This is a genomic window from Pseudorhodoplanes sinuspersici (assembly GCF_002119765.1).
Lineage (GTDB): Bacteria > Pseudomonadota > Alphaproteobacteria > Rhizobiales > Xanthobacteraceae > Pseudorhodoplanes > Pseudorhodoplanes sinuspersici.
On sequence record NZ_CP021112.1, the window covers coordinates 4,900,066 to 4,919,162 of the forward strand.

The window sequence follows — 19,097 nt, forward strand, 5'->3', positions numbered from 1 at the left end:
TCTAGCGCTTGGCTGCTGCCGGCTTTGCCGCGCCGGACGCCTTGGCGGGTGTCTTGGGCGCAGCCTTGCTCGCAACCTCGGGCACGAACTTTGCCGGTGCCGGCTCGTCGGCTTCCTGACGGCCAAGACCGACGCCGAGATAGATCAGGATCGGAGCGGCAATGAAGATCGACGTATAGGTGCCGACCAGCACCACGCCGAACAGCATCGTCGCGGTGAAGGAATGGATCGCATTGCCGCCGAAGAAGAACAGCGCCAGCAAGGCCAGCGTGACGGTGACGTGGGTGATGACCGAGCGTGACAGTGTCGAGTTGACCGAGATGTTGAGAAGGTCCGCGATCGGCATCTTCTTATAGCGGCGCAGCATCTCGCGGATGCGGTCATAGATGACGACGGTGTCGTTGAGCGAATAGCCGAGAATCGTCAGCAAAGCCGCAATGCTGGTCAGATCGAAATCAATCTGGGTCAGCGACATGAAGCCGATGGTCAGCACGAGATCGTGCACGTTGGCGATCATCGCGCCGAGGGCGAACTGCCATTCGAACCGGAACCAGAGATAGACAAAGATGGCGCAGACCGCGAGCAGCAGTCCGATCATGCCATAAGCCAGGAGTTCGGTCGAAACGCGGGGGCCGACCACTTCCGTCCGGCGGATCTCGAAGCCATCGCCGAGCGCATTCCGCACCTTTTGAGCCGCCTGCTGCTGCGCAACTTCGCCGCCGGGCTGTTGTGGAATGCGGATGAGGACGTCGGTCGGACTACCGAATTGCTGCAACTGGACTTCGCCGAGATTGAGCGCGCCCATGTTCGAGCGAAGGCGCGCGAGGTCGGCCGGTCCGGACTTCGACTGGATCTCCATCAACGTACCGCCGACAAAGTCGACGCCGAAATTCAGCCCGTTGAAGAAGAACAGCAGCATCGCCGCGATCGACAGCAGTGCCGACACAGGAAAGCTGATGCGCCGGAAGCGCATGAAATCGAACTTGGTGTCGTCCGGGACTATGCGGAGAAGCGGTATATGCACGGAGGACCTACTCGATCAGATCGGGACAGTGCGCGGCCGGAACCAGCGCACCCACAGCGCCACGAGGAGGCGCGTGAAGGTGAAAGCAGTGAAGACCGTCGTGAGAATGCCAATGCCGAGTGTCACGGCAAAGCCGCGCACCGGGCCGGTGCCGATATAGAACAGCACGGCGGCCGCGATGAAGGTCGTGATATTGGAGTCCAGAATGGTCGCCAAAGCGCGCTGGAACCCGGCATCGATGGCATTGAGCGCCGAGCGCCCCGCCCGCACCTCTTCGCGGATGCGCTCGTAAATCAGCACGTTCGAATCCACCGCGATGCCGACGGTCAGCACGATACCGGCAATGCCCGGCAGCGTCAGCGTGGCGTTCAGCAGCGACAGGATGCCGAAGATCATCGCCACGTTGATCGCCACGGCGATATTCGCGAACAACCCGAATAATCCGTAAGTCGCGAACATGAAGATGATGACCGCCAGCGAGCCTATCCAGGCGGCGCGGATACCCTTGTCGATCGAATCCTGACCAAGACCAGCTCCCACGGTCCGCTCTTCGATGATGGTCAGCGGCGCCGGCAGCGCGCCCGCCCGCAGAAGAATCGCCAAGTCGTTGGCCGACTGCACCGTGAAGTTGCCGGAAATCTGACCGGAGCCGCCGATGATCGGCTCGCGGATCACGGGTGCGGAAATCACCTCGTTATCGAGCACAATGGCGAATGGGCGGCCGACATTTTCCTGAGTGGCTTGCGCGAAGCGGCGCGCACCATTGCTGTTGAAGCGGAACGAAACGATCGGCTCGCTGGTGCGCTGATCAAAACCAGGCTGAGCGTCAACCAGGTCTTCGCCGGAAACGACCACCTGCTTTTCAATGACATAGGGCTGCTTGTTTTCAGAGGCGGAGCCGTACAGCAATTCCGAATCCGGCGGCACCCGGCCCTGCAGCGCCTGCTCTGGCGTCGTGGTCATATCGACCATGCGGAATGTCAGCTTGGCTGTCTTTCCGAGCAATTCTTTCAGACGCTGCGGGTCCTGCAGACCCGGCACCTGAACCAGAATGCGGTCCACACCCTGGCGCTGGATCGATGGCTCCACCGTGCCGAGTTCGTTGACCCGGCGCTCGATGATCTGAATCGACTGGTCGACCGATTGCCGGATGCGTTCGAGCAGCGCCGGCTCGGTCACGGTCAGACGGAAAACCCCATTGCCGACATCGACGACATCGACGCTGCGCTGACCGGTTGCCTGCAACAGGCCGCCGAGCGGTTGCGACAATTCCTGCAGCTTTTGATAAGCCAACTTGGTGTCGGCGCCCTCGCGAATGCGGACCTCGACCGAGTTGCCCTTCACCGTCACGTTGGCCGGCGACAACTTATTCTCGCGAATGACACGGCGGACGTCGTCGCGGAGCGCGTTGACCTTCTCCTGACGAACCGCGTTCGAATCGACTTCGAGCAGGATGTGCGAACCGCCCTGCAGATCGAGACCCAGCACGATGTGGCGCTGGGCCCATTTCGGCCAGCTATCGACAACGCTCTGCGGGAAGAAATTCGGAATCGCGAACGAGCAAATGATCAGCGTCGTCGCGAGAATCGCCAGCATCTTCCAGCGGGAAATATAAAGCATGGGTTTAACCCGTTATCGCGAATAGTCCGGAGCTTCGACAACTCGATAATTTAGTATCGCATTGTCAACAATTCAGCCCGGCGCGCCCCGCTGAGATTAGCTTTCGGTCTTGGCCGGCTCGCCCTTCACCGGCTCGCCCTTGGCGCGAACGTCGCTGACCATCTGGCGCACCTGCCGCACTTTCACGCCGTCCGCCAGCTCGATTTCGAGCTGGTCATCGTCGATCACCTTGGTCACCTTGCCGATCAGACCGCCCGATGTGACAACCGTATCGCCACGGCGAACATTCTTCACCATCTCCTGGTGCTGCTTCACGCGCTTCTGCTGCGGACGCAGGATCAGGAAGTACATGATGACGAAGATCAGGACGAACGGAAGCAGCGATACCAGCATGGAGCTGTCGCCACCGGCGGCCTGCGCATAGGCGGGCGTAATGAGCATCGAACGGGCCTCTTTGAGGGGTCCGGCGCGAACACCGCGCCCGAAAACGGCGCGGACTATAGCGGCGCCCGCCCCAATTGCAATGTCGCGGGCGGACGCAGCCAGGACGCCGCCGGCGCAGGACAAATCACTGGCCTTGCAGGCCTTTTTTGTCGGGGCTATGGGGTGCACCGCCGCTCATCAAGAGGACGCGCCGCCGCATGCGCAAACCCAGAAAGACCGCCAAACGCTCCGCCAAGCGCCCGGCCCGCCAGACCTCCGGTTCCCAAAAGCCACTGCCCCAAACCACCCTCAACCCGCAAACGCTCGATCGCATCGCCGAAGCGCTCGAGCGGCTATCGCCCCAATCGACGGCGCGCGTGGATTTCAAGGCCGCCGATGCCTTCGTCTGGCAGGCCGACGGCACCCTTACCCCGGTGCCGCGTGTCAATCGCGTCGAGATGGCCCTGCTCAAGGGCATCGACCGGGTCCGCGACACGCTGATCGAGAACACCGAGCGATTCGCCGATGGCCTGCCGGCCAACAACGCGCTGCTCTGGGGCGCGCGCGGCATGGGCAAGTCGTCGCTGGTCAAGGCCGCCCATGCCAATGTGAATGCGGCATCGAAAAAGACCGGCATCCTGAAGCTGATCGAAATCCATCGCGAGGACATCGAGAGCCTGCCTGCCTTGATGACATTGCTGCGACCGGCGCCCTATCGCTTCATCGTCTTCTGCGACGACCTGTCATTCGATGGCGAAGACACGTCCTACAAGTCGCTGAAGGCGGTACTCGAAGGCGGCATCGAAGGCCGGCCGGACAATGTGATCCTCTATGCCACCTCGAACCGCCGCCACCTCATGGCACGCGACATGATCGACAACGAACGCTCGACTGCGATCAACCCGGGCGAAGCGGTGGAAGAGAAGGTGTCGCTGTCAGACCGCTTCGGCCTGTGGCTTGGCTTCCACAAATGCAGCCAGGACGAATTCCTGGCGATGATCGACGGCTATGTGAAGCACTTCAAGATTCCGGTCGATGCCGAAGACTTGCGCCGCGATGCGCTGGAATGGGCGACCACACGCGGCTCACGCTCCGGCCGCGTGGCCTGGCAGTTCATTCAGGATCTGGCGGGTCGGCAGGGTATCCGGCTCGCGTGATAGCTGTCTCCGTTCATTCCCGCGAAAGCGGGAATCCAGCGCATAAAGTTCTGGGTCCCCGCTTTCGCGGGGACGAAGGGAACTGAATTCAATAAATTGCAAATCAGAGATCAGTTCGACGCCAGATGCTGCATTGGATCGACGGGTGTGGCACCCTTGCGGATCTCGAAATGCAGTTGCGGCGATGTGACGTTGCCGGTCTGACCTGACTTGCCGATCACCTGCCCGCGCTTCACCGTCTCGCCGCGCTTCACATTAAGCTCGCTTGCATGCGCGTAAGCGGTGACATAGCCGTTCGAATGGCGCACCAGCACGAGATTGCCGTAACCCTTCAGTTCGTTGCCGGCATAAGCAACCACACCGTCTTCCGACGCCTTGATCGGCGTGCCTTCCGGCACAGCGAGATTGATGCCGTCATTCTGCTGGCCGGTCGGCTTCGGACCGAAGCCGGCAATGACGCGGCCACGCGCCGGCCAGCGGAAACCGCCGGAGGCTGAGGTCGAGCCAGTCTCGGTCGCGTCCGCCTTGCTGTCGTCAACCGGATTGTCTTTCGCCGGCGTGATGACGCGCGCCGTATTCGTGACCGGCTGGGTCTCGGCAACGCGCGGCTGCGGAGCGGATGCCACGCGCTGCGGCGCCGCTGCGACCGGCTGCGTGGTTCGGGGCGCCGCAGCGGCAACAGGCGCAGGCTGCGCCATCGCTGTCGCCGTGCGCGAACCACCTACGCCCGGAATCGTCAGGCGCTCACCCATCTTGACCATGTGATGCGGCGGCAAACTGTTCGCTTTGGCGATCGCGACCGGGCTCACCTTGTAGCGGCGGCCAATGCTGTACATCGTTTCGCCGGGGCCGACCGTATGCACTTTCCCCTGCCCGGCCGGCGCCGATGGCGTGCGTACGCTGCCGGTCACAAGCGGAGCGGACGCAGCCGGTTGCGGCTGAGCCGCCGGATGCGGCGCAGCGGCTGCGACCTGTGAGTTGCCATTGCCGTATTTCGGAATGACCAGGCGCTGGCCGGGATAGATCGGCGTTCCGGTTGACATGCCGTTGGCTTCGGCGATCGCCAATGCCGGCACTCCGTAGCGGCGCGAAAACGTCTGGATGGTCTCGCCCTTGCGGACCGTCACCGGCGTGCCGCCATTCCAGTCCCAGTTCTTCGACGTCTGCGGCTGCGCCACAACGGGGCGCGGCGCCGGACGCGACACCGAGCCGGTCACGTCCTGACGTGCGGCAGGCGGCGGCGGAGCCGGTTGCTGATAATGGGATTGCTGATACGGCGGCTGGTATTGCGGCGCCGGCTGCTGATATTGAGGCTGCTGATATTGAGGCTGAGGCTGGTACTGCGGCTGCGCCTGATATTGCGGCTGACCGAGCGGCTGGCGCTCGACATAGTTCGGTGCGGGCCGCTGGTATTGCGGCACAGATCCAGTGCTCTCCGGTCCGCGCGACGACGAGAACGGATTGGAGAAAGACTGTTGATCGAAACGATTGGCATCGCCGCTGCAGCCGGCGGTCGCCAAGGCGAGCGCACAAACAACCACACGGGATACGGAAGGCGAGCGAAGGGGCTCAGCAAAACGCATCGGTTACAACTCACTCACACACGCCACAAGACCAAAAGTGAGTTAACACCTGCGGAGTAAATAGCGCCTTAATCGTGGGCGGCTCGTAAACCTTAATGACCGCGGCCAGAGCAGGATGCCGAAAAGTGCGAAGCGGTTTTCGGACGGCCTCCTGCTCTAAGGTATTAGAATCGATCACGTATATGAGTTGGATCGCTTCGATCCAAAGTCATCGTGATCTAGGTGCGACACGCAATCGAGGTTTACAATTCCTTTTCAAAGCTCTTTCGCCTGCCCCGGCAGCAACGGCACGAAGCGCACCGCGATCAGGTCCTCGCGCTTGATGCCCTCCGCAGTCTTGCGCAGCCGCACGATGTCCTGCGGACCGTTGCGCGGGCCGAGCGGCAGAACCAGGATACCGTCTTCCCCAAGCTGATCGACGAGATTGTCGGGGATCGTCTCGGCCGCAGCGGTGACGATGATGCGGTCGAACGGCGCACGCTGCGGGGCGCCTTCAAAGCCATCGCCGGTGATCACTTCAATATTGGTGTAGCCGATCATGTCGAAGATCTTGCGGGCGCGTTCGGCCAGCGTGCGATAACGTTCGATCGACACCACCATTGCCGCGATCCGCGAAATCACCGCGGCCTGATAGCCCGAGCCGGTACCGATCTCGAGCACGCGATGGCGCGTCTGCAGCTCCAGCAATTCGGTCATGTAGGCAACGACATAAGGCTGGCTGATCGTCTGTCCGCAGTCGATCGGCAGCGCATGGTCTTCATAAGCCTGCGGCTTGAGATTGTCGGGCACGAACATCTCGCGCGGCACCTCTTCCATGGCGCGCAAGACCGCCGGATCGGTGATGCCGCGACGCCGCAGCGTCAGCATGAATTCCATCCGGTCGAGATGTTTGTTCGGAGCCATCGGTCGTCACGGGTTGAGCGAGCAAGATCCATCCCCGTTCATTCCAGCGCAAGCGGGAATCCAGATCTTTCAGAACAGGGTCCCCCGCTTTCCGACCTCGCGCTCTGCGCTGCGGCGGACTCGAACCCGCCGAAGCGAGCAAAGGCGGGGCGCGGGGGCGAACGGAAAAGCTATCGTGCTTTAATCGCGGCGCTTTTAATCAAATGCCTCGGCCAGCTTGGTCATATACGCCTGATCGGTGAGATCGAGGCGCAGCGGCGTCACCGAAATCCGGTTGGCCGCGAGCGCCGACAGGTCGGTGCCGTCCACCGGTGTCGGCTTGCCTTTGCGCGCGAAGGCGATCCAGTAATACGGGTTGCTGCGGCCATCAAAACGCGGCTCGATGCGCAATAGTTCCTGATCGCGTTTGCCCTGCGCGGTCACCGAGACGCCCTGCACCGCCTCGACATGGCAATCGGGAAAATTCACGTTGACCAGCGAGCCCTTCGGGATGCCGGCGGACAGGATCTGCTTCACCAGATCGGGACCAAAATGCCGGCCTGTCTCCCATGGCGGATTATCGCGATTGCCGGGACCATAGGCCTGCGACAGCGCGATCGACGGGATATTCAGCACCGTGCCTTCCATCGCGCCGGCGACCGTGCCGGAATATCCGACGTCTTCGGCAACATTCGAGCCGCGATTGACGCCTGACAGAATGAGGTCCGGCCTATGCTCACTGATGATGTGACGCACCGCCATGATCACGCAATCGGTCGGCGTGCCCTTCACCGCGAAATGCCGCTCGCTGATCTCGCGCAGACGCAGCGGATCGTTCAGCGACAGCGAATGCGAGACGCCGGAATTGTCGGTTTCCGGCGCCACCACCCAGACATCCTCGGACAGTTTGCTGGCGATGTCCTCGCAGACTTTCAAGCCCGGCGCGTGGATGCCGTCGTCGTTGGTGACAAGGATTCTCACGTTACATTTTCTCCGTCGTCATGGCCGGGCTTGACCTGGCCATCCCGATTAGGCGGGCAACCTGCGTCCCTAAGCGGGACGCCCGGCACAAGGCCGGGCATGACGAAATACCGGACGCCCTGCTCATTGCTTCTTCTCGATCACTTTCAACCCGCCCATATAGGGCTGCAACGCGTCGGGCACTGCGATCGAACCATCGGCCTGCTGATAGGTTTCCATCACCGCAATCAGAGCGCGGCCGACGGCGACGCCCGAGCCGTTCAGCGTATGCACAAAGCGCGGGTTACCGCCCTTCGGCCGATAGCGCGCATTCATGCGGCGCGCCTGGAAATCGCCGCAGACCGAGCAGCTTGAGATTTCGCGATACATGTTCTGACCCGGCAGCCAGACCTCGATGTCGTAGGTCTTCTGCGAGGCAAAGCCCATGTCGCCGGTGCAGAGCGTGACGACACGATAATGCAAACCAAGCCGGCGCAGCACTTCCTCGGCCGAGGCCAGCATGCGCTCATGCTCGTCCATCGCCTGTTCGGGCGTGGTGATCGAGACCAGTTCGACCTTGGTGAATTGATGCTGACGGATCATGCCGCGCGTGTCCTTGCCGGCGGCGCCCGCCTCGGCACGGAAGCATGGCGTGCAGGCCGTGAGCCGCATCGGCAGTTGCGCTTCGTCGGTGATGGCTTCGCGCACGAGATTGGTCAGCGGCACTTCGGCGGTCGGGATGAGCCAGAAATCCTCGCCGGCGCGAAACTGATCCTCACGAAACTTCGGCAATTGCGCCGTGCCGAACATCGCATCGTCTCGGACCAGGATCGGCGGATTGACTTCGATATAGCCGTGATCGGTCGTGTGCGTGTCGAGCATGAACTGGCCGAGCGCGCGCTCCATCCGCGCCAGTGCGCCCTTCAGAACCACGAAGCGGGCGCCGGACAATTTGGCCGCGAGTTCAAAGTCCATCATGCCGAGCGCTTCGCCGAGTTCGAAATGCTGCTTCGGCGTGAAGTCGTAGTCGCGTTTGGCTCCGAATTTATGATGCTCGACATTGCCGTGCTCGTCGGCGCCGTCCGGCACTTCGTCGAGCGGGAGATTGGGGATGGTCGCGAGACTATCCTGAAGCATCACATCAGCGTCTTTCGACGCCTGTTCAAGCTCCGCCAGTTTTGTCTTGAGATCGTTGACTTCGGCCATCAGCGCATTGGCGCGCGCCTCGTCCTTGGCCTTCTTGGCCTCGCCAATATCTTTCGATGCGGCATTGCGGCGCGCCTGCGCCTGCTCGAAGGCGGTGATGGCGGCACGGCGCTTTTCGTCGAGGTCAATCAGCCGCTGCGCTTCGCCGGCCAGCCCGCGGCGCTTCAGCGCGCGATCGAAGGCCTCGGGGTTGTCGCGGATCCATTTGATGTCGTGCATGGCAGATCGATACCTTGATTCGTCACTCCCCGGCCTGGCCCGGCCATCCACGTCTTGTTTCCCTCAAAGAAGGAAGACGTGGATGCCCGGCACAAGGCCGGGCATGACGGTGGAAAAGAGAAAGCGGCGTAACACCGATTCATGACGTTAGCCAACGCTCCGCAGGCCCTGTTATTTGAATGGCGGGGGTCCGCCAGCCCTGTTTTCCTCTCCCTGCCGCAGCAGGAATGGAGCGCCGCTGATCTCGGGCTTACCGAGATCAGCCATGAATCGTGCGCAAGTCGGGTAAACCCGACTTGCGATGGCGCCCGGGTGTTTGCGAGACACCCTTGGCGGGCCAATGACGCTGGGCCCAGCGCCTTCCGGCGCTCCACCATCCCGGCCGCCTCATGAAAGCCGCCGGGATCGATGGGGAGGATTTTAAGTGCGCTCAGAGCCGCGGGGATAGTTATTCGGCCACGTCCGTCGCTGGCGTCGCGACCGGCGGCGCTTTCGGCTCGACCATCTTGGCCGACCAGATCGCGCCCTCGTAGAGCAGCATCAGCGGGATCGCGAGCGAGAGCTGACTGATCACGTCCGGCGGCGTCAGCACCGCGGCCAGAACGAAGGCGCCGACGATGAAATAGCGGCGCTTGGTGCGGAGCTGCTCGGAGGTGACGATGCCGATCCGTGCCAGCAGCGTCAGGATCACCGGCAACTGAAAGGCGGCGCCGAACGCGAAGACCAGCGCCATCATCAGCGACAGATATTCGCCGACCTTGGGCAACAGCGCGATATCGGCCTGCCCCTCCACCCCGGTCTGCTGCATGCCGAGCGAGAAGCGCACCAGGAGCGGCATGACGACGAAGTAAACGACCAGCGAGCCCAGCACGAAGAAGATCGGGGTCGCAACGAGATACGGAACGAAGGCTTTGCGCTCGTTGCGATAAAGGCCCGGCGCGACGAACATATAGATCTGCGCCGCGATCACCGGAAACGCCAGGAAGGCGGCGCCGAACATGGCGAGCTTCAGTTGCGTCAGGAAGTATTCCAGCAGCGCCGTGTAGATGAATTTGGAATTCTCGACACCCGCGACCCAGACGAACGGCCAGACCAGGATATTGTAGATCTGCTTGGCGAAGGCGAAGCAGAGGACGAAGCAGATTGCGAAGGCGATCAGCGCCTTGATCAGGCGCGAACGCAATTCAATCAGATGATCGAGCAACGGCGCTTTGCTCTGCTCGATCTCGTCTTCATCTTCCGGCGGGCGGTTGCTCATGCGGCCCCGCTCCCGCCCGGCTTGATCTCGTTCGAGGCGACGTCCGCCGGCTTGATGTCCATCGGCGCGCCGGCTGTTTCCGGCTCTGGCACGACCGACGGCGGCGGTTCGGCGATCGGTGCGCTGGCCGACGGCTCGATCGCGCCGGGATCGGTCGTTGTAACAGTGGATTCAGGTGTTGCGACGGTGGATGAAGAAGGATCGCTCGCAGACGGCTCGGTTCCGAACGCCTTCTCAACTTCTTTCTGAGCGCTTTCAAGCGGATTGGTAAACCCAGCGGTCGCCTTGGCGCTGGCTTCGTCGAATTGCCGCTTCAGGTCGGCGACTTCCGCCTCGCGCATCGCCTCGCGGAACTGGTCCTGAAAATCGCCGGCCATACGCCGGATCTTGCCCATCCAATGACCAAGCGCGCGCAGAACACCAGGCAATTCCTTCGGCCCGATGGCGATCAGTGCGACGACGCCGATCAGGATCAACTCGCTCCAGCTAAGATCGAACATGGACCTTCAAACTCCAAGGGGCGCCCCACCCCAAGGTCGGCGCCCCTCCATCACCGCGAGCGTCAAGCGGCGCAATTTCCGTTAAACGCTGCCTTCGACTTTCTTTTCCGTCTCGGCCCGCGTTTTCATGCCACCGGCATTGTCGATGGTTTTCATCTGATCGGGCTTGGTCTCGGCCTTCACGTCGTCCTCGGACATGCCTTTCTTGAAGGCTTTGATGCCCTGCGCCATGTCGCCCATCAGCTCGGAAATCTTGCCACGCCCGAACAGGAGAAGCACCACGACGACAACGACGAGCCAGTGCCAGATGCTGAGTGAACCCATAACGCCAATCCTTTAGAGGGCGCGCCCGGCCTGAATGCGGCGAGCTGCACCGGACCCTCGGTACTTCGGTGAGAAACTAGGCTTCGGTGGCGGCAAAAACAAGGACTTCGGCAGGATCGAATTCGACCCTGAGATCATCGTTAATCCGCGGGATGGCGTCACGCAGGACACGTCCAGCCAGTGGAACATCGAGGCCGTCGACAACCACCTCGATCGCATCGACATGGCCCAGAAACTTGCGTTGTTTGATATGGCCGCGCACGCCTTCGCCGCCATTTTTGAGACGCAAGGCCTGCGGCCGGATCGCGACAATGGCGGCACTGCCCTCCGGCAAGCCCGGTGCGGCAAAACGGCCGACCGCCGTCTCGGCATAGCCGCCCCGGACGGTACCGGGAACTTCGTTCAGGTCACAGAAGAAACGCGCGACAAACAGATTCTTCGGCTGCAAATAGATCGCCTGCGGCGTATCGACCTGGACGAGCTGCCCGCCGCTCATCAGCGCGATGCGGTCGCCCATCCGCAATGCCTCTTCCGGATCGTGGGTGACGATCACGGAGGTGACGCGGCTGTCGCGCAGCACATTCAGGGTGTCCTCGCGCACCTCGTCCCGCAGCCTGCGGTCGAGCCCGGAAAACGGCTCGTCCATCAAGAGCACGCTCGGCCGCGGCGCCACCGCGCGCGCCAGAGCGACGCGCTGCTGCTCGCCGCCGGACAGCATATGCGGATAAGCCTCGGCATATTTTTCAAGGCCGACGCGGGCGAGCGCACGCCTCGCTTCGCCTTCGGCCTCCGCCTTCGGCAGGAATTTCAATCCGAACATGACATTGGCGAGATTGGTCAGATGCGGAAACAGCGCGAAGTCCTGAAACATCAGGCCGACGCCGCGCCGTTCCGGCGGCAGGAAGGTCGCGCCACCCGACACATCCTGATCGTTGATAAGAACGCGCCCTTCGCTCGGCTCTTCCACACCGGCGGCAAGGCGCAGCAGCGTGGTCTTGCCGCAACCGGAGCGGCCGAGCAGGCAGATGATCTCGCCCGGCTCGATCACCAGCGAAAAGTCGCGCACCGCAACCACATCGCCGTAACGATGGGTGATGTGGTCATACGACAGCTTCGCGGCGATCGATGCCGGCGTTCGTCCAGCCTCGATCCGCGCAATCGCGGCGCCCGATGCGGCACGCGCAGCCATTTATTCCTCGGTGTTCTCCGCGCGCGGCGCGAGACCGAAATCGAGGTCGCCCGGCTCGAGCGGATCTTCGTCGTCACGTAACGCCGGATCGTCGGACGGCATCGGCACCGAGAAATTCGGCGGCAGATGGCCCTCCAGCATGCCCGAACCCTTCAATTCGTCGAGACCCGGCAGGTCGCCCAGTTGCTCCAAGCCGAAATGCGAGATGAAGGCCTCGGTCGTGCCATAAGTGATCGGACGGCCCGGCACCTTGCGGCGACCACGCGGCTTGATCCAGCCGGTTTCGAGCAACACGTCGAGCGTGCCTTTCGAGATGCTGACGCCACGGATGTCCTCGATCTCGGCGCGCGTGACCGGCTGATGATAGGCGATGACGGCCAGCGTCTCGACCGCGGCACGCGACAGCTTGCGCGGCTGTATCGCTTCGCGCGTCATCAACCAGGCGAGATCGCTGGCGGTGCGGAAGGTCCATTTGCCGTTGACGCGCACGAGATTGACGCCGCGATGGGCATATTCCTCTTTCAGCAGCGCGAGCACCGGTTCCAATTTGACGCCGTTCGGCAGCCGCTGCGCCAGCGTCTTCTCGTCGATCGGCTCCTTGGACGCGAACAGCAGCGCCTCGAGGATGCGCATTTCGTCGGGACGTCCCTGCGGCAACTGATGCCCGTCGGAAACGGCCTCCGCGTTTTCGTCTTCGTCTAAACGCCCCTGCTCGTCAGCCGCCTGCAACGTCTCGGACTCGGATTGTTCCGAAGACGCTTCTTCCTCGTCATCATCTTCGTCCTCGTCGAGGTCATCCTCCTCGTCGTCGTCTTCGTCCTCGTCGTCATCTTCGTCTTCCGGACCCTCGTCATCAGAGTCCTGACTTTCAGTGTCATGGTCTTCCGCGGCAACGTTCAGCTCTTCCGAAACAGCCTCCGGCTCTTCGGTCACCTCCGGCTGCTCTTCAGATGCTGCTTCAGCCTCGGACACCTGCGCGCCATCCGGATGAGGTTGCGCGTTCTTCACCGGTCGCAGCTCGGTCACCGGCTGCGAGTCCACAATGTCCTGCTCGTCCTCTATCCGTTTGCGGGCCAAGCTTGGCATCCTTTCAGCCTCCTCAAAGGTCACGATGCTGTTCCGATCCAGCGATCCGGCATCGCATCGCAATCAACTCTCAAACCACCACGCATCACACCATCCGACAACGCACGTTTCGCCCTCAGCCGCAGCTATTGCGCTGCCGGTGAAGCGGCGTGCGGCATCGGCGGCCCCTGACGCTTGCGCAAATAAAGCGGCGCGAAGGCCGCATGCTGCTGCACCTCGATCTTGCCTTCGCGCACCATCTCCAACGCCGATGCGAAGCTCGATGCGGTCACCGTCGCGATCATCGACGGCTCAACCAGATAGGAGATGAGATATTGATCGAGCCGGTTCCAGTCGTCGGTCGCGCCGATCAGCTTTTCGATTTGCTGACGCGCTTCGGCGAGCGACCAGACCTGGCGCTGCTTGAAGCGCACATGGCTCATCGCACTCTTCTGACGCTGCACCGCATAGGCCGAGAGCAGGTCGTACAGCGTCGCAGTCCATTGCGGATGCTTGATGTCGTTGATCGGCTCGGGATTGCCGCGGCTGAACACGTCGCGCTCAAGCTGCGGCATCTCCATCAGCTTCTGGGCAACTTCGCGGAACGCTTCCAAGCGCTTCAGGCGGAAGGCCAACGCGCTCGCCATGTCCTCGGCGCTCTGGCCTTCCGGCTCGTTCTGATCGGGCAGCAACAGACGCGATTTCAGATAGGCGAGCCAAGCTGCCATGACGAGATAATCGGCGGCGAGTTCCAACCGCAACGAACGCGCCGCCTCGATATAGGCAAGATACTGATCGGCCAGCGCCAGGATCGAAATCTTCGACAGATCGACCTTCTGCTGACGCGACAATGTCAGCAGCAAATCGAGCGGCCCCTCGAAGCCTTCGACATCGACAACCAGCGCCGGCTCGTCGCTGGCGCGTTCGGCTGTCTCTGCATCGAAGGGAATGATTTCAGCCGTCATCAGGCCAAAGCTCCTGCGCCTGAGCCACTCAACAGGTTTGCGAATTGCGTGCGCGCGGATGCGACATCGAAGCCACCCTGCCCGCGCCGCAACGCCAGCGCGCGATCGGCACGGACCAGCGCCTCGCCGGCGAGCACCGGAACCGCACCGGCAACCTCCCGCATCTCGGCGAGATCGCCGTTGCAATGGAGCACGAGATCGCAGCCGGCCGCGATCGCAGCTTTGCTGCGCTCGGCAATCGTGCCGGACAAGGCTCCCATCGAAACGTCATCACTCATCAGCAAACCCGAAAATCCGATCAATCCGCGAATCACCTCGCGGATCATTATCGCCGATGTGGTGGCCGGCGCGGTGGCGTCGATCGCGCTAAACACAACATGTGCGGTCATGCCGAGCGGCAGATTTGACAGCGGCCGGAAGGCCGCAAAGTCGGTCGCCTCCAGCGTCGCGCGATCCGTATCGACAACCGGAAGCTTCAGATGGCTATCCGCTGTGGCACGACCATGGCCGGGCAGATGCTTAAGCACAGGTAATACGCCCGCAGCCATCAAACCGTCGGCCACGGCCCCGGCGAGGGCCGCCACCTGCTCCGGCGTGATGCCGAAGGCCCGGTCGCCGATGACGGCATCAGCGCCAACGACCGGCACGTCCGCGACCGGGATACAGTCCACATCGATCCCAACGGCCCGCAAATCTTCGCCTATCAGCCTGCCGCCGAGGCGCGCCGCGGCGAGACCGCGGGCGGAATCAGCCTCATAGGCGGCAGCATAGGCATTGCCGGGCGGGTAAGCCGGCCAATGGGGTGGCCCCAGCCGTTGCACCCGCCCCCCCTCCTGATCCACCAGAACGGGTGCCTCCCAGCCAACGGTGTTCCGGAATTCCCTCGTTAGCGCAGCCACTTGTGTCGGATTGCCGACGTTGCGCTTGAATAGGATCAGGCCCCATGGAGCCGCCTCGCGCAGAAAAGCCGCCTCATCGGCGGTGAGGGTCTGGCCGGAAAGTCCGCAGATGAATGCGCGCACCGTCATCGGCGCGGCTTAGCCCCTCGCCGAGTCGGGGGTCAAGCCACGGGCGCTTAATTCCTCTGGACGACGCACTGGCCGCCGGCAGCTTTCAGGCTGCCGCAGAACTGGCTGGCCTCCGCCTGGGTGCCGAACGGGATCTGGGCACGATAATAAGTTCCCTTAACCCCGAGATCGGCGCGACGGATCACCGGCTGGTGGTTCCCCAGCACCGAGGGGAATTGCTGCTGCAAGGCCCGGTACGATGCCTGGGCGTCGGATTGCGTCCGCTGCGAGGTCACCTGGACGGCATAGGCTCCCGCCGCAGCACCGCCACTGGTTCCAGTTGTGAGCGGCGCCGGGAACGGCGAGCCCGCTGCGGGCGTGCGGGCCGCCTGGCGCTGAGGCTGGGCAGTGGGCAGCGGCGGGGCCGCCTGCGGCTGGTCGGTTGGCGACAAGGCCAATGGTGCATTCGCTGAGGGGTTATTGAGGATGTCGTCCACGCTCGTTGGCGCCGCCGACGCGGTCCTGGCCTGCGCCGGACGGGCGGTTGGCGCCGGCGCATCGCTGCCCTGATCCGGTTTGATCGTGACTGTGCGGATCCGCTTCGGCTCAGTCTGAGCGGGAACGCCGGCGACGCCTCCCGGCGCAATATTGGCAGCAGGCTGTCCCTGTCCTGCCAGACCAGGAAAGACCATGCGAGGTGTGCCCGCCTGCGCCGGATCGCGCATTTCAAGCGGCTTTTCCTCACGCGGCACGAGCTTCTCGCCTGCAGCACCAACACGATCCTGGATCGGTTTGGCATTCGGATCGGCGGCTGGAACGATCTTCGAGGGATTGTTGTCAGCCTCGATCACCGGCGGCGGAACGGCCGCGCCGGAATTGCCGAACATCGCGCGATAGCCAAAAGCCGTCGCGGTGCCGACAACGGCAAGGGCCAGGACCGCGAGCACGGTGACAAGACCGCCCCGCCGCCCCGCCGGCTCCTCGCCGATCGGCCGCGTCACGGCCTGCGGCATCTGGCCGTAAGGCGATTGTCCGTAAGCCTGTTGCCCGTAGCCGGGCTGCGCATATCCGGCCTGATTGTAATATTGATCGGAATAGCCCTGCTGGCCGTCGGCATATTGCGAACCGTCGGCATATTGCGAATAGCCGGCCTGATCGGCGTATTGGCCCTGATCATATTGGCCCGGATTTTGGGCGTAGCCGTATGGCGCGGCATGCGAGTCTGCATAGCCCTGCCCGGCATAGCCTGCATTGGGATCATAGCCCGCGTAGCGCGGATCGTCGTAACGCGGGTCCTGATAACGCGGATCTTGATAATGGCTGTCGCCGTACGGCGAGTCGCCCTGCGGCTGCACGTAATGACCGTAATTCGGGTCGTTGTAGCTCGGATCGCTGTATTGCGCGTGGGCGTCATAGCGCGGATCGTATTGCGGTTCGCCGTAGGCGTTCTGGCCGTATGAGCTCTGCGCGTTGTCGTATGGATCCGAATGACCGGCTGGCGATCCATATGGATCGGAGCCGTAACTGTCCTGCGGCGGTGCTTGAACCTCAGGCGCAGCCTTCTGCGCCGGAGCGCGCGGCGCGCTGTGGGGAATACGGACACTGCTCTGACTTGGACTTTTGCTTGGGCTCTGGCTTGGACGCTGGGGCGGCATCGCCTCGTTCTGCTGCCCGATCAGGCGGGCAAGTTCGGCGAGGGGATCGCCCGCCGGCTGAGCTGCCGCCGGCCGGGCACGACCATACGGATCGTTGGGGCGAAGGCCCCGGTTACGATTATCGTCCGCCATTCTGACTGCGACCTTCTTCGATCTGGGTCGGTTCGCGCGGCCACCGGCCGCTCCCATACACATGACGCAAAGGCATGCCGGAACCCCTCGTGGCAAAACCCGCGAACCGCCGCGTTCAACGCGCAATCACCGCATTTCCTCAGGCGCCCCCACTCCAAGCAGTCCCAAGCCTGAGGCGAATACTGTGACGACGGCTTGGACCAATGCCAAGCGCGCCACGGTTAGTAGTTCATCATTCTGGATAATGAAGCGTAAATGAGGCGCACCTTTTCCCTGCGTCCAATGGGCATGGAACTCGCTGGCCAGATCGTACAGGTAAAAGGCGATTCGATGGGGCTCGTGCGCCAAAGCCGCGGTTTCGAGGAGGCGCGGATAGAGCGCGACCTTGCGGATGATGGCTTTTTCGGCCGGGTCGGTCAGCCGGTCCAGCGCCGCTTCGGACAGAAGCGCGACCCGCGTCTGGTCGGTCTCGGGCAGGTTTGGAAAAGCCTCCCGCGCCATGCGAAAGATCGAATAGCCGCGGGCATGACCATATTGCACGTAGAAGACCGCATTGTCGCGTGACTGCTCGATCACCTTGGCGAGGTCGAAGTCCAGGACCGCGTCGTTCTTGCGGTAGAGCATCATGAAGCGGACGGCGTCTGACCCGACCTCGTCCACCACCTCGCGCAGGGTCACGAAGTCGCCGGAGCGCTTCGACATCTTTACCGGCTCGCCGGCGCGCAACAGCTTCACGAGCTGCACGATCTTCACATCGAGCGCGGCCTCGTTCTTGCTGACGGCCTTCACCGCCGCCTGCATGCGCTTGATATAGCCGCCGTGATCGGCGCCCCACACGTCGATCATGTCGTGGAAGCCGCGATCGAATTTCGATTTGTGATAGGCGATGTCGGAGGCGAAATAGGTGTAGCTGCCATCCGACTTCTTCAGCGGGCGATCGACGTCGTCGCCGAAATCGGTGGAGCGGAACAGCGTCTGCTCGCGGTCTTCGTAATCATCGACCGGCGCGCCCTTCGGCGGCGGCAGGCGGCCTTCATAGACTTCGCCCTCCTTGCGCAATGTGTCGATGGTCTCGCCGACCTGATCCTTGCCCTCGATCAGCGAGCGCTCGGAAAAGAACACGTCGTGCTTCACATTGAGGGCTGCGAGATCGTCGCGGATCATCGCCATCATCATGTCGATGGCGGTCTTGCGTACGACCGGCAGCCAATCGCTTTCCGGCTTTGCAAGTAGATCGCGGCCATACTTGTCGGCCAGTGCAACGCCGACCGGCTTCAGATAGTCGCCCGGATAGAGGCCCTCCGGAATCTCACCGATGGTTTCGCCGAGCGCTTCGCGATAGCGCAGGAACGCCGAGCGCGCGAGCACATCGACCTGCGCGCCGGCATCGTTGATGTAATATTCGCGCGTCACATCGTATCCGGCAAACGCCAACAGGCTCGCCAGCGCGTCGCCGAACACGGCGCCACGGCAATGGCCGACATGCATCGGACCGGTCGGATTGGCCGACACGTATTCCACGTTGACCTTGGCGCCTTCTCCGATCGGGCTGCGGCCGTAATCTGCACCGGCGACGATGGCGGCGCGCAACGCGCCGAGCCAGGCGGACGCCTTCAGCGTCATATTGATGAAGCCGGGGCCAGCGATGTCGACACCCTCGATCAGCGGATCGGCGCGTAGTTTCTCCGCCAGCGCTTCAGCGAGCTCGCGCGGCTTCTTGCCGGCATCCTTGGCCAGCACCATCGCCGCATTGGTCGCCATATCGCCATGGCTCGCATCCTTGGGCGGCTCGACGGTGATGCGCGACAGGTTCAGCCCGGCCGGCAGAAATCCCGATGCGATGAGCGCTTCGTTCGCCGCGATGACGCGGCGGAGCATCTCGGCAAACAGATTGTCGTATTGAGTTTCGGTCGCCATAAGCGGCTGTC

General features: G+C 62.7%; 17 protein-coding genes. 1 reads left to right on the forward strand and 16 read right to left on the reverse strand.

Annotated features, from left to right (window positions below; translation table 11 throughout):
* Window position 1: 1 nt before the first annotated feature.
* The 3 genes from secF to yajC all read right to left on the reverse strand — a co-directional run bounded on the left by secF (window position 2) and on the right by yajC (window position 3,085).
* On the reverse strand, window positions 2–973 hold the full coding sequence (gene secF / locus CAK95_RS23865; RefSeq protein ID WP_086091627.1) for a protein translocase subunit SecF: 972 nt from the start codon (window positions 971–973) through the stop codon (window positions 2–4).
* Window positions 974–1,039: 66 nt separating this feature from the next.
* A complete protein-coding gene (gene secD, locus CAK95_RS23870; protein ID WP_086090181.1) occupies window positions 1,040–2,644 on the reverse strand; it encodes a protein translocase subunit SecD in 1,605 nt (534 codons plus the stop codon).
* Window positions 2,645–2,740: 96 nt separating this feature from the next.
* Window positions 2,741–3,085 carry a preprotein translocase subunit YajC gene (yajC, locus tag CAK95_RS23875; RefSeq protein WP_086091628.1) on the reverse strand — a complete coding sequence of 115 codons (345 nt, stop codon included), beginning with the start codon at window positions 3,083–3,085 and terminating at the stop codon, window positions 2,741–2,743.
* A gap of 200 nt (window positions 3,086–3,285) precedes the next feature.
* Between yajC and CAK95_RS23880 the strand changes: the two genes are divergently transcribed.
* Entirely contained in the window at window positions 3,286–4,224 is a 939-nt protein-coding gene (locus CAK95_RS23880; protein ID WP_086090182.1) for an ATP-binding protein, read from the forward strand.
* Window positions 4,225–4,334: 110 nt separating this feature from the next.
* Here CAK95_RS23880 and CAK95_RS23885 read toward each other — a convergent pair whose 3' ends face one another.
* The 13 genes from CAK95_RS23885 to argS all read right to left on the reverse strand — a co-directional run bounded on the left by CAK95_RS23885 (window position 4,335) and on the right by argS (window position 19,086).
* Window positions 4,335–5,807, reverse strand: a complete 1,473-nt coding sequence (locus CAK95_RS23885; RefSeq protein ID WP_086090183.1) for a LysM peptidoglycan-binding domain-containing M23 family metallopeptidase — start codon at window positions 5,805–5,807, stop codon at window positions 4,335–4,337.
* A gap of 255 nt (window positions 5,808–6,062) precedes the next feature.
* Window positions 6,063–6,710 carry a protein-L-isoaspartate(D-aspartate) O-methyltransferase gene (locus CAK95_RS23890; protein ID WP_086090184.1) on the reverse strand — a complete coding sequence of 216 codons (648 nt, stop codon included), beginning with the start codon at window positions 6,708–6,710 and terminating at the stop codon, window positions 6,063–6,065.
* A gap of 195 nt (window positions 6,711–6,905) precedes the next feature.
* On the reverse strand, window positions 6,906–7,670 hold the full coding sequence (gene surE, locus CAK95_RS23895) for a 5'/3'-nucleotidase SurE (protein ID WP_086090185.1): 765 nt from the start codon (window positions 7,668–7,670) through the stop codon (window positions 6,906–6,908).
* Between the two features lie 123 nt (window positions 7,671–7,793).
* Window positions 7,794–9,074 carry a serine--tRNA ligase gene (serS, locus tag CAK95_RS23900; protein WP_086090186.1) on the reverse strand — a complete coding sequence of 427 codons (1,281 nt, stop codon included), beginning with the start codon at window positions 9,072–9,074 and terminating at the stop codon, window positions 7,794–7,796.
* 448 nt (window positions 9,075–9,522) lie between these two features.
* Window positions 9,523–10,332 carry a twin-arginine translocase subunit TatC gene (gene tatC, locus CAK95_RS23905; RefSeq protein ID WP_086090187.1) on the reverse strand — a complete coding sequence of 270 codons (810 nt, stop codon included), beginning with the start codon at window positions 10,330–10,332 and terminating at the stop codon, window positions 9,523–9,525.
* Window positions 10,329–10,832, reverse strand: coding sequence for a Sec-independent protein translocase protein TatB (gene tatB, locus CAK95_RS23910; protein WP_086090188.1), 504 nt, complete (start codon window positions 10,830–10,832; stop codon window positions 10,329–10,331). Before tatB ends, tatC begins: the two co-directional genes overlap by 4 nt.
* Window positions 10,833–10,913: 81 nt before the next feature.
* Complete coding sequence (locus CAK95_RS23915; protein WP_086090189.1) at window positions 10,914–11,156, reverse strand: twin-arginine translocase TatA/TatE family subunit; 243 nt, start codon at window positions 11,154–11,156, stop codon at window positions 10,914–10,916.
* A 76-nt stretch (window positions 11,157–11,232) separates the two neighbouring features.
* The gene (locus CAK95_RS23920; RefSeq protein WP_086090190.1) at window positions 11,233–12,345 is read right to left on the reverse strand and encodes an ABC transporter ATP-binding protein; all 1,113 of its coding nucleotides are present in this window, start codon (window positions 12,343–12,345) and stop codon (window positions 11,233–11,235) included.
* Entirely contained in the window at window positions 12,346–13,002 is a 657-nt protein-coding gene (scpB, locus tag CAK95_RS30060) for an SMC-Scp complex subunit ScpB (RefSeq protein WP_245303900.1), read from the reverse strand.
* 554 nt (window positions 13,003–13,556) lie between these two features.
* Entirely contained in the window at window positions 13,557–14,375 is an 819-nt protein-coding gene (locus CAK95_RS23930) for a segregation and condensation protein A (RefSeq protein WP_086090191.1), read from the reverse strand.
* Window positions 14,375–15,403, reverse strand: coding sequence for a beta-N-acetylhexosaminidase (gene nagZ / locus CAK95_RS23935; RefSeq protein WP_086090192.1), 1,029 nt, complete (start codon window positions 15,401–15,403; stop codon window positions 14,375–14,377). Before nagZ ends, CAK95_RS23930 begins: the two co-directional genes overlap by 1 nt.
* A gap of 47 nt (window positions 15,404–15,450) precedes the next feature.
* Window positions 15,451–17,169, reverse strand: a complete 1,719-nt coding sequence (locus CAK95_RS23940) for an SPOR domain-containing protein (protein ID WP_157699723.1) — start codon at window positions 17,167–17,169, stop codon at window positions 15,451–15,453.
* A gap of 126 nt (window positions 17,170–17,295) precedes the next feature.
* Window positions 17,296–19,086, reverse strand: a complete 1,791-nt coding sequence (argS, locus tag CAK95_RS23945; protein WP_086090194.1) for an arginine--tRNA ligase — start codon at window positions 19,084–19,086, stop codon at window positions 17,296–17,298.
* Window positions 19,087–19,097 lie beyond the last annotated feature (11 nt).